At 73.4% G+C, this 13,308-nt stretch carries 14 protein-coding genes; 9 read left to right on the top strand and 5 right to left on the bottom strand.

Features of this window, described 5'->3' with window-relative positions; genetic code table 11:
- Positions 1–4: 4 nt before the first annotated feature.
- The 4 genes from pdhA to paaZ all read right to left on the bottom strand — a co-directional run bounded on the left by pdhA (position 5) and on the right by paaZ (position 4,798).
- Complete coding sequence (gene pdhA, locus AB0K28_RS38175; RefSeq protein WP_364379755.1) at positions 5–1,102, bottom strand: pyruvate dehydrogenase (acetyl-transferring) E1 component subunit alpha; 1,098 nt, start codon at positions 1,100–1,102, stop codon at positions 5–7.
- A gap of 214 nt (positions 1,103–1,316) precedes the next feature.
- On the bottom strand, positions 1,317–1,844 hold the full coding sequence (locus AB0K28_RS38170; RefSeq protein ID WP_364379752.1) for an Lrp/AsnC family transcriptional regulator: 528 nt from the start codon (positions 1,842–1,844) through the stop codon (positions 1,317–1,319).
- 120 nt (positions 1,845–1,964) lie between these two features.
- A complete protein-coding gene (locus tag AB0K28_RS38165; protein WP_364379750.1) occupies positions 1,965–2,756 on the bottom strand; it encodes an enoyl-CoA hydratase-related protein in 792 nt (263 codons plus the stop codon).
- A complete protein-coding gene (gene paaZ / locus AB0K28_RS38160; protein WP_364379747.1) occupies positions 2,753–4,798 on the bottom strand; it encodes a phenylacetic acid degradation bifunctional protein PaaZ in 2,046 nt (681 codons plus the stop codon). Before paaZ ends, AB0K28_RS38165 begins: the two co-directional genes overlap by 4 nt.
- A 104-nt stretch (positions 4,799–4,902) precedes the next feature.
- On the opposite strand from paaZ, the gene paaA reads away from it, so the two are divergent.
- The 7 genes from paaA to AB0K28_RS38125 all read left to right on the top strand — a co-directional run bounded on the left by paaA (position 4,903) and on the right by AB0K28_RS38125 (position 10,591).
- Positions 4,903–5,865 (top strand): 1,2-phenylacetyl-CoA epoxidase subunit PaaA, encoded by a 963-nt coding sequence (gene paaA, locus AB0K28_RS38155; RefSeq protein ID WP_345385411.1) that lies wholly within the window; start codon positions 4,903–4,905, stop codon positions 5,863–5,865.
- On the top strand, positions 5,862–6,155 hold the full coding sequence (gene paaB, locus AB0K28_RS38150) for a 1,2-phenylacetyl-CoA epoxidase subunit PaaB (RefSeq protein ID WP_364379744.1): 294 nt from the start codon (positions 5,862–5,864) through the stop codon (positions 6,153–6,155). Before paaA ends, paaB begins: the two co-directional genes overlap by 4 nt.
- A 12-nt stretch (positions 6,156–6,167) precedes the next feature.
- Complete coding sequence (gene paaC / locus AB0K28_RS38145; protein WP_364379741.1) at positions 6,168–7,148, top strand: 1,2-phenylacetyl-CoA epoxidase subunit PaaC; 981 nt, start codon at positions 6,168–6,170, stop codon at positions 7,146–7,148.
- A gap of 146 nt (positions 7,149–7,294) precedes the next feature.
- Positions 7,295–7,786: a 1,2-phenylacetyl-CoA epoxidase subunit PaaD gene (gene paaD / locus AB0K28_RS38140; protein WP_345409217.1), complete on the top strand. Its 492-nt coding sequence runs from the start codon at positions 7,295–7,297 to the stop codon at positions 7,784–7,786.
- 8 nt (positions 7,787–7,794) lie between these two features.
- Positions 7,795–8,871 carry a 1,2-phenylacetyl-CoA epoxidase subunit PaaE gene (paaE, locus tag AB0K28_RS38135; protein ID WP_364379943.1) on the top strand — a complete coding sequence of 359 codons (1,077 nt, stop codon included), beginning with the start codon at positions 7,795–7,797 and terminating at the stop codon, positions 8,869–8,871.
- 41 nt (positions 8,872–8,912) lie between these two features.
- Positions 8,913–9,668, top strand: a complete 756-nt coding sequence (locus AB0K28_RS38130) for an enoyl-CoA hydratase/isomerase family protein (RefSeq protein WP_345385416.1) — start codon at positions 8,913–8,915, stop codon at positions 9,666–9,668.
- Positions 9,665–10,591: a 3-hydroxyacyl-CoA dehydrogenase NAD-binding domain-containing protein gene (locus AB0K28_RS38125; protein ID WP_364379738.1), complete on the top strand. Its 927-nt coding sequence runs from the start codon at positions 9,665–9,667 to the stop codon at positions 10,589–10,591. The genes AB0K28_RS38130 and AB0K28_RS38125 overlap by 4 nt, the downstream gene beginning before the upstream one ends.
- A 40-nt stretch (positions 10,592–10,631) precedes the next feature.
- Here AB0K28_RS38125 and AB0K28_RS38120 read toward each other — a convergent pair whose 3' ends face one another.
- Positions 10,632–11,261 carry a TetR/AcrR family transcriptional regulator gene (locus AB0K28_RS38120; RefSeq protein ID WP_345385420.1) on the bottom strand — a complete coding sequence of 210 codons (630 nt, stop codon included), beginning with the start codon at positions 11,259–11,261 and terminating at the stop codon, positions 10,632–10,634.
- 129 nt (positions 11,262–11,390) lie between these two features.
- Between AB0K28_RS38120 and AB0K28_RS38115 the strand changes: the two genes are divergently transcribed.
- Both AB0K28_RS38115 and AB0K28_RS38110 read left to right on the top strand, forming a co-directional pair.
- Positions 11,391–12,593, top strand: a complete 1,203-nt coding sequence (locus AB0K28_RS38115) for a cytochrome P450 (RefSeq protein WP_364379735.1) — start codon at positions 11,391–11,393, stop codon at positions 12,591–12,593.
- Positions 12,587–13,306 carry a helix-turn-helix domain-containing protein gene (locus AB0K28_RS38110; RefSeq protein WP_364379732.1) on the top strand — a complete coding sequence of 240 codons (720 nt, stop codon included), beginning with the start codon at positions 12,587–12,589 and terminating at the stop codon, positions 13,304–13,306. The genes AB0K28_RS38115 and AB0K28_RS38110 overlap by 7 nt, the downstream gene beginning before the upstream one ends.
- The last annotated feature ends 2 nt before the right edge of the window (positions 13,307–13,308 follow it).

Here is a 13,308-nt window from a genome sequence, read left to right as displayed (position 1 = left end):
ATCGTCACTCCTCCGTGGCGCTCAGCTCGGCCCGCAGCAGCTCGCGCTGCTCGCGCAGCTGCGGCGTGGGCTCGGCGAAGACGTGGTCGAACAGCTCGAACGGGTCGGTCTCCGGGTCGGCGTTCATGCGGTCGCGGACGTGGGCGGCGTAGGCGTCGGCGGCCTGCGCGGCGGCCGCGACGCCGGCGTCGTCCAGCAGGCCCCGGCCGCGCAGATAGGTCTCCAGGCGGGCCAGCGGGTCGGCCGACTCCCACCGCGCGACCTCCTCGGCGTCGCGGTAGCGGGTGGGGTCGTCGGCGTTGGTGTGCGGGTCCATCCGGTACGTGTGCGCCTCGACCAGGAACGGGCCGCCGCCCGCTCGGGCCCGCCCGACGGCCTCGGTCAGCACCGACAGCACGGCGACCAGGTCGTTGCCGTCCACCTGCTCGGACGGCACCCCGTACCCGACGCCCTTGTACGCCAGCGCGGGCGCGGCGGTCTGCCTGGCCAGCGGCACCGAGATGGCGTACTTGTTGTTCTGCACCAGGAACACGACCGGGCAGCGCAGCACGCCGGCGTAGTTGAGCGCCTCGTGGAAGTCGCCCTCGCTGGTGCCGCCGTCGCCGATGAAGGCCAGCACGACCGCGTCCTCGCCCTTGCGGCGCAGCGCCTCGGCCATGCCGACCGCGTGGATGGTCTGGGTGGCGAGCGGCGTGCACTGGGGGGCGACGCGGACGGCGGCGGGGTCGTAGCCGCAGTGCCAGTCGCCGCGCAGGAGGGTGAGCACCTCGACGGGGTCGAGGCCGCGGGAGACGAGGGCCACGCTGTCGCGGTAGGTGGGGAACAGCCAGTCGTCGTCGCGCAGCGCGAGCACCCCGCCGATCTGGCAGGCCTCCTGTCCCAGGCTGGAGGGGTAGACGGCGAGGCGGCCCTGCTTGGTCAGCGCGGTCGCCTGGCGGTCGAAGCGGCGGCCGATGACCATCCGGCGGTAGGCCTCCGTGAGCTGCTCGCCGGCCGGCATCGGGTACGCGGCGGGGGGATCGACGGCGGTGCCGTCCTCGGCGACGAAACGCACGGGGACGGGCGCGGGGAGGAGACCGTCGACCACCTGGGGATGAGACATGGCGACGCTCGCTTTCTCTGGACGGTGGACAAGAGAAGCGTCCGCGTAGCGAGCCATTCGTTCAAGACATCGGCGGCGATAGGCGACAAATGGCTGCAAACCACGCTTCTCGCGGCCATTTGTCGATTTGGCCAGCGGAGGAAGCATGACCAGCCGGACGTTTTGCCGCCACCCGCGCCACCCCTGATCCACCGGCCCTCACCCGCCGCCCTCGTTACCCCCGGGCTCGGCTCCAGTGGGCGCCCTGGCCGCGGGCCTCGTCGAAGACGAGCCAGGTCCGGGTGGCGCGGACGCCCGGGATGTCCTGGATGCGTTCGAGCACGACGTGCCGCAGCGCCGCGTTGTCCGGCGTCCTGACCAGGGCCAGCACGTCGTAGTCGCCGCCGACCATGGCGAAGTGCTCGACGTAGGCGATCTCGCGCAGCCGGGCCGACACCTGCCGCCAGGAGTTCTGCTCGATGGTGATCGACACGTACGCGCTGGTGCCCAGCCCGGCCTTGGCCGGTGCGATCTCGGCGGTGAAGCCGGTGATCACGCCGTCCTCCATGAGCCGGGTCAGCCGCGCGTACGCGCTGGCCCGGGAGATGTGCACGTGCTCGGCGAGGGTGCGCACGGACATGCGGCCGTCGCGCCGCAGCTCGGCGATGATCGCGCGGTCCACGTCGTCGAGCGCCGCGGCGGCCCGTTCTGGCCACTCCTCACCGGCCGGAACGCTCGTCGCCGTGGACGGATGGCTCTCCATGCCCCTCACTCCTTGCCGAAGGTCTCCAGGTGGCCGCCTGCCGAAGCGCTGCCCCGGCGAGCGGCCGTCACTCAGGCCGTGGCCCGGACGGCGGCCCAGGCCGTGGCTCGGACGGTGGGGTCAGCGGCCGTCGAAGGCGGGGCGGCGTTTCGACAGGAACGCCGCCACGGCGCCGGCGTGGTCGGCCGTCAGGCCCAGGCGGGCCTGGGCGCGCGCCTCGGCGGCCAGCGTCGCCCCGAGGTCGCGCCCCCACGAGTCGGCGATGAGCCGCTTGGACTCGGCGTACGCGAGGGTGGGCCCGGCCGCGAGCCGTTCGGCCAGCTCGCGCGCGGCCGGAGCCAGCTCGTCCTGCGGCACCAGCCGCCCTGCGACGCCCCACTCGACGGCCTGCCGCGCCGTGAACGGCTCGGCGAGCAGCACGAGCTCCCTGGCCCGCGACTCGCCGACCGACCGGGTGAGCGTGGCCGACAGCCCGGAGTCGCAGGTCAGCCCGATCGCGCCGAACGCCGTGCCGAGCACCGCGTCCTCGGCGAACACCCGCAGGTCGCAGGCGAGCGCCAGGGCCAGCCCGGCGCCCACGCAGGTGCCGCCCACGGCCGCGACGACCGGCTTGGACATCGTGGCGAGCAGCCGCACCACGGGCGCGTAGTCCTCCTCGACGGTGTCGAACGCGTGCGCCGCGTTCTCGCGCAGCGCCGCCGCGTGCTCGGCCAGGTCCTGGCCGGCGCAGAACGCCCGTCCCGCCCCGGCCAGCAGCACCGCGCGGACGGACGCGTCACCGGCGACGTCCTCCAGCGCGAGGCGCAGCTGCAGCTTGGTCTTGGCGTCCAGCGCGTTGCGGCGCTCGGGCCTGTTCAGCGTGACGGTCGCCACGGCGCCGTCGCGTTCGAGGAGAACGGCGGCGCCGTTCACCGGGCGTCACCGTCCCAGGTCTTGGCGACCAGGGTGAGCACGTCGTACGTGGCCACGGGCTGCCCCTCCTGGTTGGTGACGACGGCGTCCCAGCGCACCTCGCCGTAGTCGGCGTTGCTGCGCGGCGTGATCTGCTTGACGGTGAGCGTCACCGCGATGCCGTCGCCGGCCTTGACCGGGGTGAGGAAGCGCAGCGCGTCCACGCCGAAGTTGGCCAGCACCGGGCCGGGCGCCGGGTCGACGAAGAGCCCGGCGGCCAGCGAGACGACCAGGTAGCCGTGCGCGACGATGCCGCCGAACAGCGGGTTGCGGGCGGCCGCCTCGGGATCGGTGTGGGCGTAGAAGGTGTCGCCGGTGAACTCGGCGAAGCGCTCGATGTCCTCCCGTGTGACCGTGCGCGGCGCGGAGGCGATGGTGTCGCCGATCCGCAGCTCGGCCAGCGACTTGCGGAAGGGGTGCACGTCGCTCGCGGCGCGGGCGGCGCCGGTCGTCCACCGTCCTGTGACGGCGGTGAGCAGGTCGGGCGAGGCCTGGACGGCGGTGCGCTGCATGTGGTGCAGCACCCCGCGGATGCCGCCCAGCTCCTCGCCGCCGCCGGCCCGGCCCGGCCCGCCGTGGACGAGGACGGGCAGCGGCGAGCCGTGCCCGGTGGACTCCTTGGCGTCGTCGCGGTCGAGCACCAGGACCCGGCCGTGCCACGGCGCGAGCCCGAGCACCACGGACCTCGCGACCTCGGGGTCGTGGGTGGCGACGGAGGCGACCAGGCTGCCGCGCCCGCGGGCGGCCAGGGCGACGGCCTCGTCCAGGCCGTCGTAGGCGAGCACGGTGCTGACCGGCCCGAACGGCTCGACGTCGTGCGGCTCAGTGGCGCCCGGCCTGGCCCGCAGCAGGAGCGGGGTCATGAACGCGCCGCGGGTGGCGTCGCCGTCGAGCAAGGCGCCGCCCGCCGGCTCGCCGTACACGACGTCGGCGCTCGCGCGCAGGGCCTCGACGGCCTTGCGCACCTCCTCGCGCTGGGCGAGCCCGGCCAGCGCGCCCATGCGCACGTCGGGGTTGCGCGGGTCGCCGACGCTCACCTTGGCCAGGCGGGCGGCCAGCGCCTCCTCGACCTGCCCGGCCATGGCCGAGGGCACCAGCACCCGGCGGATGGCGGTGCACTTCTGCCCGGCCTTGACCGTCATCTCGGTGACGACGCCCTTGATGAACAGGTCGAACTCGGGGTCGTCCGCGCGCACGTCGGGGCCGAGGACGGAGCAGTTGAGCGAGTCGGCCTCGACGCCGAGCACGACGCCGCCGTCCAGCACGTTGGGGTGGCGGCGCAGGATGCCGGCGGTGTGGGCGGAGCCGGTGAAGGCGACGGAGTCCTGCACGGTCAGCTCGTCGAGCAGCCCGCCCGCGCTGCCCGCGAGGAGCTGCAGCGCGCCCTCCGGCAGGATGCCGGACTCGATGATCATGCGGACGGCCAGCTCGGTGAGGTACGCGGTCTGGCTCGCCGGCTTGACGATCGAGGGCAGGCCGGCGAGGAAGGCGGGGGCGAGCTTCTCCAGCATGCCCCAGACCGGGAAGTTGAAGGCGTTGATCTGCACGGCCACGCCCGGCCGCGAGGTGTAGAGGTGCTGGCCGACGAACGTGCCGCCCTTGCCGAGGCGTTCGAGGCCCCCGTCCAGGAAGACCGTGTCGTTGGGCAGTTCGCGCACGCCCTTGCTCGCGTAGCTGAACAGGGTGCCGATGCCGCCGTCCACGTCGATGGCGGTGTCGCGAGAGGTGGCGCCGGTGCGTACGGACAGGGCGTACAGCTCCTCCTTGCGCTTCAGCAGGTGCTTGGCGAGCGCCTTGAGCAGGGCGGCGCGCTCGTGGAAGGTGAGCGCGCGCACGGCGGGACCGCCGGTCCGCCTGGCGTACGCGACCATCGCGCCGACGTCGAGGCCGCGGCTGGAGATGCGCGCGACCTCCTCGCCCGTGGCCGCGTCGAGCAGCGGCTCTCCCTCGTCGGCCGCGCGGAACCACCGTCCCGCGGCATAGCTCTCCAGCAGCGTGCTCACACTGTCTCCTCTCCCCGGGCGCGACCTTGCGCGGGCACCCCTCTGTGTGCGACCTTATTACTGACCGAGCGATAAGTAAATGAGCCCGAGGCGTCGGAGGAAAGATGACGACCACCCCAGCGGAGCCGGACCTCGAGGCCCGCCTGCAAGCCGGGTTCGACGCGACCATCGCCCGCCACGACCGCATCGAGCCGCGCGACTGGATGCCCGACGCCTACCGCCGGACGCTCATCCGCCAGATCGCCCAGCACGCCCACTCCGAGATCATCGGCATGCAGCCCGAGGGCAACTGGATCGGCCGCGCCCCCTCGTTGCGCCGTAAGGCGATCCTGCTGGCCAAGGTGCAGGACGAGGCGGGGCACGGGCTCTATCTGTACTCCGCGTGCGAAACCTTGGGCGTCTCCCGGGCCGAGCTGACGGAGTTGCTGCTCAGCGGCAAGCAGAAATACTCCTCGATCTTCAACTATCCGACGCTCTCGTACGCCGACGTCGGCACCATCGGCTGGCTGGTGGACGGCGCCGCCATCTGCAACCAGGTGCCGCTGTGCCGCACCTCCTACGGCCCCTACGGCCGCGCGATGATCCGCATCTGCAAGGAGGAGTCGTTCCACCAGCGGCAGGGGTACGAGCTGCTGATGACGATGATGCGCGGCACCGACGAGCAGCGGGCCATGGTGCAGGAGTCGGTCGACCGGTTCTGGTGGCCGTCGCTGATGATGTTCGGGCCGCCGGACGACCAGTCGCCCAACAGCGCGCGCTCGATGGCCTGGGGCGTCAAGCGCAACTCCAACGACGAGCTGCGGCAGAAGTTCGTGGACATGACGGTCCCGCAGGCCGAGGCGCTCGGTGTCACGCTGCCCGATCCCGATCTGCGCTGGAACGAGGAGCGCGGCCACCACGACTTCGGCGAGCCCGACTGGGAGGAGTTCGCCGCCGTGCTGCGCGGCGACGGGCCGTGCAACGCCCAGCGCATGGCACACCGCAGGGCCGCCCACGAGGAGGGCGCCTGGGTACGCGAGGCCGCCATCGCCTTCGCCGAGCGCTCACAGCAGGAGGTCGCCCGATGAGCGCCGACCGCCGGGAATGGCCGCTGTACGAGGTGTTCGTCCGCGGCAAGCGCGGGCTCAACCACGTGCACGTCGGCTCGCTGCACGCCCCTGACGACCAGATGGCGCTGCGGCACGCCCGCGACGTCTACACCCGCCGCAACGAGGGCGTCAGCATCTGGGTCGTACGGGCCGACGCCATCACCGCCTCGTCCCCCGACGAGAAGGACCCGCTCTTCGCGCCCAGCGGCGACAAGGTCTACCGGCATCCGACGTTCTACAAGATCCCGGGCGACGTCCCGCACATCTGATCGGACCTGCTCATGAGCGACGAACCCCGCAGCGGACACAGCGGTGAACACAGCAGCGGACACGGCAGCGAACACGGCAGCGAACACGGCAGCATCTTCGACGGCCTGATCGAGGGCGGTGACTCCGCTCAGTGGGCTTTCGGCACCGACTTCGAGGACCCGCTGGCCGGGGTCGACACCACCGTGCCCGAGGGGGTGGACCCGGCCGCGCTGGCCGCGTACTGCCTCATGCTCGGCGACGACGCCCTGGTCCTGTCGCAGCGGCTGTCGGAGTGGTGCAGCCGCGCGCCCGACCTGGAGGAGGACATCGCGCTCGCCAACATGGCGCTCGACCTGCTCGGGCAGGCGCGGCTGCTGCTGGCGCGGGCGGCGGCGGCCGACCCCGGCGTGGTGCCGGCGCTGCCCGACGGCTCGCCGGTGCCGGCCGAGGACGCGCTGGCGTTCTTCCGCGACGACCGCGACTTTCGCAACGTGCGGCTTTGTGAGGTGCCGAACGGGGACTTCGCGCACGTGGTGGTGCGGCTGCTGCTGTTCTCCGCGGCTCGGCTCGCCCTGTTCGAACGGCTGCGCGCCAGCCGGGACCAGGTGCTCGCCGCCGTCGCGGGGAAGGGCGTCAAGGAGGTCGCCTACCACCGCGACTGGGCCGGGCGCTGGTTCCTCACGCTGGCGCGCGGCACCGAGGAGTCGCACCGCAGGCTGCTGGCCGCGCTCGACGCGCTGTGGCCGCTGCGGGCCGAGCTGGTCACCGCCCACCCGCTCGAACGGGTTCTGGCCGACGCCGGGGTGGGCGTGGACCCGTCGTCCCTGGCGGGCGAGGTGGACGCCGTCCTGGACCAGGTGCTCGCGGTGAGCGGCGTCGACCGTCCCGAGCGGGCGCCGCTGGCCGGCGTCGCCGGACGCACCGGCAGACACGGCCTGCACACCGAGGCCCTGAGCAGACTGCTCACCGAGATGCAGGTGGTCGCCCGCGCCCACCCGATGGGGCGCTGGTGACCCCCGCTCGGCCCCGCGCGGGGTCCACGCCGGGCGACGGGCCGCCCGCTGGGCGGGCGCGCGAGGATGCGGCCACGCGGCAGCCTGCCGAGACGGCCGAGCGAGCGCGTGACGGCGCGGCCGCGCGGGCGGACGCGGCGGTCGAGGTGGCGAGGCAGGTGCGGGATCCTGAGATGCCGATGCTGACCCTCGCCGACCTGGGCGTGTTGCGCGGTGTCGAGGTGACGCGGGACGCCGGTGGCGGCGGCGGCGAGGTGGTGGTCGCCTCGATCACGCCGACCTACACCGGCTGCCCGGCCATGGCGACCATGCGCGACGACCTCGTCCACCGGCTCAAGGACGCCGGGTTCGAACGGGTGGAGGTGCGGGTGGTGCTGGATCCGCCGTGGTCGAGCGACTGGATCTCCGAACGCGGCCGGGCCGCCCTGCGCGACGCCGGGCTGTCGCCGCCCGGCCCCGCGCCCCGGCGTACCGGGCCGGTGCTGCTGACCCTCGGCCCCAAGCGCGCGGCACCGCGCTGCCCGCGCTGCGGCTCGGCGGACACCCGGCTCACCTCCGAGTTCGGCGCCACCGCCTGCAAAGCCCTCTACCGCTGCACGGGCTGCCTCGAACCGTTCGAGCACGTCAAGGAGATTTAACGATGACCATGCCGGCGACCGCGCCGTCCAGGGCCGCCGTCTTCCACCCGCTGACCGTGGCGGCGGTGGACCGGCTGTGCGACGACGCCGCCGCGATCACCTTCGAGGTGCCGCCCGAGCTGCGCGACACGTACGCGTTCAAGGCCGGCCAGTCGCTCACCCTGCGCCGGATGGCCGACGGACGCGAGGAGCGGCGCTCGTACTCGATCTGCGCCCCGGCGGGCGCCGCGCCGCGCATCGGGGTCAGGGAGATCCCCGGCGGCCTGTTCTCCTCCTGGCTGGTCCACGACGTACGGCCGGGCACGGTCATCGAGGTGCAGCCGCCCACCGGCTCCTGGCAGGCCGACCCGGACGGCGGCGAGCGCCACCTGTGCGTGGCGGCCGGCTCGGGCATCACGCCGCTGCTGTCGATCGCCTCGACCGTCCTCACCCACCCCCGCGCCCAGGTCTCCCTCCTGTACGGCAACCGCACCAGCCGCACGGTCATGTTCGCCGAGGAGCTGGGCGACCTGAAGAACCGCTACGGCCCCCGCCTCCAGGTCGTGCACGCGCTCTCCCGCGAGCCGCGCGACGTCGAGCTGCTGTCAGGAAGGCTCGACGGCGACCGGCTGCGCCGCCTGCTCACCTCGCTCGTCCCGGTCGAGGTGTTCGACCACGTGTGGCTCTGCGGGCCGCTGGAGATGATCGAGCAGGCCAGGCCGGTGCTCGCCGAGCTGGGCGTGCCCGCCGAGCGGGTGCACGTCGAGCTGTTCTACGCCGACGCGCCGCCGCCCCCGCCGCACAGGGACGACTCGGCCCCGCCCGGCGCCACCACCGAGCTGACGACCGTGCTCGACGGGCTGCGCACCACCTCGACCGTCTCCCGGGAGACGACGCTGCTCGACGGCGCCCAGGCCACCCGGGCGGACCTGCCGTTCGCCTGCAAGGGCGGCGTGTGCGGGACGTGCCGGGCCGTCGTACGGTCGGGCGAGGTGGACATGCGGCGCAACTACGCGCTCGAACCGTCCGAGCTGGCCGCCGGATTCGTCCTGACCTGTCAGACGTATCCGGTGGGCGAGCACGTCACCGTCGACTACGACGCCTGAACAGGAGCCCACGTGACAACTTCCAGCTGCGGGGAGCGGGCATGAGCGGGCCGAGTCTTCTCATCGAGGAGGGCGCGGACCGGGTGGTGTGGCGGCTCAACCGGCCCGAGGTGCGCAACGCCATCGACCGCGAGCTGGTGGCCGCGCTGCACGAGGCGTGCGCCGCCGTCGAGGCGGACCCGAAGGTCGTGCTGCTCGTCGGCGAGGGCGGGACGTTCGCGGCCGGCGCCGACATCGCCCAGCTGCGTGAACGTGGCCGCGAGGACGCGCTGCGCGGCATCAACTCGAAGATCTTCGACCGGGTCCACCGGCTGCCGATGCCCACCATCGCCCTCCTCGACGGGTACGCGCTGGGCGGCGGCGCCGAGCTGGCCTACGCCTGCGACTTCCGCATCGGCACGCCCCGCACCAGGATCGGCAACCCGGAGACCGGCCTCGGCATCCTCGCCGCCGCCGGCGCTGCCTGGCGGCTGGCCGAGCTGGTGGGCGAGCCGCTGGCCAAGGAGATCCTGCTCGCCGGCCGCGTACTGACGGCCGAGGAGGCCAGGGACGTGCGGCTGCTGCACGAGGTCGCCGAGCCGGACGACCTGCTCGCCGCCGGGCACCGCCTGGCCGACCGCATCGCCGCCCAGGCCCCGCTCGCGACCCGCCTGATGAAGGCCGTCTTCCACGCGCCGCGCCAGGCGCACCCGTTCGTGGACGACGTGGCGCAGGCGGTGCTGTTCGAGACCGAGGAGAAGTACGCGCGCATGACGGCGTTCCTGGAACGCCGCGAGCGGAAGGGACCGCGCCCATGACCACCGACCACCCGGACCACGCCCACCCGCCCACCGACCGGCCCACCGACCAGCCCACCGACCGGCCGACCGACCGGCCCGGCGCCTTGCCGGGTGACGTCGGTGTCTTCGGCGGGGGCCGCATGGGAGCGGGCATCGCGCATGCGTTCCTCGTCGCGGGCAGCGCCGTCGTCGTCGTGGAGAGCGGCGAGGAGACGGCCGCCGCCGCTCGTGCCAGGGTCGAGGGCAGCGTGGGCAAGGCCGCCGCCAAGGGCACGCTCGGTGAGCCGCAGGAGGCCGTGCTGGCCCGGCTGCGGATCACGACCGACCCGGGCGACCTGGCGGGCTGTCAGCTGGTCATCGAGGCCGTGCCCGAGGATGCCGCGCTCAAGGCGGAGGTGCTGGCCGTCGCCGAGAAGCGGGCGCCCGGCGCGGTGCTCGCCACGAACACCAGCAGCCTGTCACTGACCGGGCTCGCCGCCGGGCTGGCCGCCCCGGAACGCTTCCTCGGCCTGCACTTCTTCAACCCGGTCCCGGTGAGCGACCTCGTCGAGATCGTCGCCGCGCCCACGACCGAGTCCGGGTTGCTGACCCGGGCTCAGGGCTGGGTGGCGGCGCTCGGCAAGACGCCCATCACCGTGACCGACTCGCCGGGCTTCGCCAGCAGCCGGCTCGGGGTGAGCCTGGCGCTGGAGGCCATGCGGATGCTCGAAGAGGGCGTGGCGAGCGCGGCCGACATCGACACCGCGATGACCCTCGGCTACCGCCACCCGGTGGGGCCCCTGCGCACGACGGACATCGTGGGGCTCGACGTGCGGCTGGCCATCGCCGAACACCTGGCCCGCGAGCTGGGCCCGCGCTTCGAGCCGCCCCGGATCCTGCGCGACCTGGTCGCCGCAGGCCACCTCGGCCGCAAGACCGGCCAGGGCTTCTACACCTGGTGACACCGCCTGACCAGGCCACTCCCCTGATCAGGCCGGCCGGTCACGTTTCGTGCTTGGCCAGGCCGTCGAAGGCGATGGAGGTGATGGCGGCGGCGACCATCGCCTGGTCGTAGGCGCCGTCGGGGCGGTACCACTCGGCGAGCGAGTTGACCATGCCGAACAGCAGGCGGCTGACCAGCGCGGGCGGTACGTCGTCGCGCAGCGCGCCCTCGGCGACCGCGTCGGCCACCAGGGCGGCGAGCCGGTCGTCGAGCCAGCGGCGCCGTTCGAGCGCGGCCAGCTCGACCTCGCTGTTGCCCCGGACGCGCAGCAGCAGCGTGACCGACGGCTGGTGCGCGACGAGCACCTCGACGCTGCGCCGCACGACCTCGCGCAGCCGCTCGTACGCGCTGCGCCCGCCCGGCTCACGGGACGCCTCGGTCACCACGGCGGTCAGCTCGTCGAGCGCGTCGTCGAGCGCCTGGCCGAGCAGCTGCTCCTTGCTGGTCACGTGGTGGTAGATGGCCGGCTTGGTCAGCCCGAGTTCCTTGGCCAGGTCGCCCATGCTGGTGGCGTCGTAGCCGCGGCGGTTGAACATCTCGACGGCGGCGCGCAGGATCGCGGACTGGTCATAGCCGGGACGGCCCCGCCGGCGGCGTGGGGCCGGTTCGGCCTGCTCAGTCGTGGTCACAAATGCAGCATCTCACGCGTCCGCCCCACGCATCGCCGGGACCGCCACGTACGGACACCGTTCTCAATCACTTGATTTACTTAAGCGGATTGACTTAGCTGGGCCTCACAAGCACCTCTGGGAGGACGTGTGAGCGCGCAGCAGGTTCCCGACTACCCGTTCGCCAACCCCACCGCCCTGGAGCCGCCGCCCGAATGGGCGGAGCTGCGCTCGGGCTGCCCCGTCGCCCCGATCAGGCTCGCGAGCGGCGACCAGGCGCTGCTGCTGACCAGGTACGACGACGTCAAGCAGGTCCTGTCGGACCCGCGCTTCACCCGCCAGCTCGACGCGCCGGACGCCGCCAGGGTGACCGCCAACGAGTCGGGCGGCGTGTTCGGCAACCGGGGCAGGAGCATGACGGGCGATGAGCACCGCGCCTGGCGGCAGTTGGTCGGCAAGGCGTTCACCGCCAAGCGGGTCACCGCGATGCGGCCGCGCATCGAGGCGATGGCCGAGCACCTGGTCGAGGAGATGATCGCGGGCGGCGCGCCGGCGGACCTGGTGTCCGCGCTGGGGTTCCCGCTGCCGGTGTGGGCCATCTGCGACCTGCTCGGGGTGCCCGACGGCGACCGCGACAGGTTCGCGTACTGGTCGGACACGATGCTCAGCATGACCAGGTTCACCCAGGAGGAGATCGACGCCGCACAGGCCGAGTTCGACGCGTACCTGGTGGCGCTGGTGGACGCCAAGCGGAAGGAGCCGGGCGACGACCTGATCAGCGAGCTGCTCGCGATCGTCGAGGGCCTGGACGGCAGGCTGACCGAGCAGCTGCTGATCGGCACCGCCAGGGGCCTGCTGGTGGCCGGGCACGAGACGACCGCCAATATGATCGGCAAGATGATGTCGATGCTGCTGGCCGACCGCGGGCGCTGGGAGGCGCTGCTGGCCGACCGCACACTGATCCGCTCCGCCGTGGAGGAGGCGTTGCGCTTCGACGCCAACCCCGGCTTCGGCATGCCCCGCTACCTCACGGAAGAGGTCTCCGTGAGCGGCCAGACGCTGCCGAAGGGCACCACCGTCGTGTGCAGCATGGCCGCGGCCAACCGTGACGAGCGGCAGTTCGACGAGGCGGACGAGATGCGGCTCGACCGCTCACCCAACCCCCACGTCGCCTTCCGCGCCGGCCCGCACTCCTGCCTCGGGCAGGCGCTGGCCCGCACGGAGCTGCAGGCCGTGCTCAAGGTGCTGCTGGACCGGCTGCCCGGCTTGGAGCCGGCCGTCCCCGCCGCCGAGCTGCGCCGTCGCGAGGGGCTGGTGGTCGGGGGGCTGGAGGAGGTACCGGTGCGATGGTGACGTCCTCGGGGCCCGCGCCCGAGCGCCGCGGGGTGCGGGCCAGGGACACGCGCGAGGCGCTGCTCGACACGGCGGAGCGGCTGTTCGCCGAGCGCGGCGTCGGCGAGGTGTCCAACCGGCAGATCAGCGAGGCGGCGGGCCAGGCCAACAACTTCGCGGTCGGCTACCACTTCGGGTCGAAGGCCGGTTTGGTCCGCGCGATCGTCCGCCGCTACACCCACGACCTGGAGCGGCGGCGGCTGCGGCTGCTGGCCGAGATGGGCGAGTCGGGTGAGCTGCGCGACTGGATCTCGTGCCTGGTCCGCCCGGCCACCGACCACCTGGCGGCGCTGGGCGTGCCGAGCGTGCGAGCCCAGTGCATGGCGCAGATCAACACCGTGCCTCCGATGCGGCAGATCGTCATCGACGAGGCCGTCTCCACGCCGTCCATGCGGACGAGCCTGGCCGGCATGTTCCGGCTGTTGCCCGGGGTCCCGGAGGGGACGCGCCGCCACCGCGCCGACATGAGCCGCCTCCTCCTGGTGCACGCGCTGGCCGAGCGGGAGCGGGCGCTCAACGAGGGCGACCCGCTCAGCCCCACCTGGGACGCCACCGCGACCAGCCTCATCGACGCCCTGACTGGCCTCTGGACGGCTCCCGCCACCGCTCCGGCCCCACCCGCCGCCATGGAGGCCACCGGCCCCACCGGCCCCGCTGACCCGCCTGACCCGTGAGG

This window comes from Nonomuraea sp. NPDC049504 (genome assembly GCF_040676845.1).
GTDB lineage: Bacteria > Actinomycetota > Actinomycetes > Streptosporangiales > Streptosporangiaceae > Nonomuraea > Nonomuraea salmonea.
This window is presented reverse-complemented; position numbering and strand designations above follow the sequence as displayed.

Bases quoted from the DNA above. Each gene is read 5' to 3' on its own strand.
- AB0K28_RS38125 (WP_364379738.1), top strand. From the start codon at position 9,665: ATGACCACCGACCACCCGGACCACGCCCACCCGCCCACCGACCGGCCC.
- paaA (WP_345385411.1), top strand. From the start codon at position 4,903: ATGACGACCACCCCAGCGGAGCCGGACCTCGAGGCCCGCCTGCAAGCC.
- paaC (WP_364379741.1), top strand. From the start codon at position 6,168: ATGAGCGACGAACCCCGCAGCGGACACAGCGGTGAACACAGCAGCGGA.
- AB0K28_RS38170 (WP_364379752.1), bottom strand. From the start codon at position 1,844: ATGGAGAGCCATCCGTCCACGGCGACGAGCGTTCCGGCCGGTGAGGAG.
- AB0K28_RS38110 (WP_364379732.1), top strand. From the start codon at position 12,587: ATGGTGACGTCCTCGGGGCCCGCGCCCGAGCGCCGCGGGGTGCGGGCC.
- AB0K28_RS38130 (WP_345385416.1), top strand. From the start codon at position 8,913: ATGAGCGGGCCGAGTCTTCTCATCGAGGAGGGCGCGGACCGGGTGGTG.
- paaE (WP_364379943.1), top strand. From the start codon at position 7,795: ATGCCGGCGACCGCGCCGTCCAGGGCCGCCGTCTTCCACCCGCTGACC.
- paaB (WP_364379744.1), top strand. From the start codon at position 5,862: ATGAGCGCCGACCGCCGGGAATGGCCGCTGTACGAGGTGTTCGTCCGC.
- pdhA (WP_364379755.1), bottom strand. From the start codon at position 1,102: ATGTCTCATCCCCAGGTGGTCGACGGTCTCCTCCCCGCGCCCGTCCCC.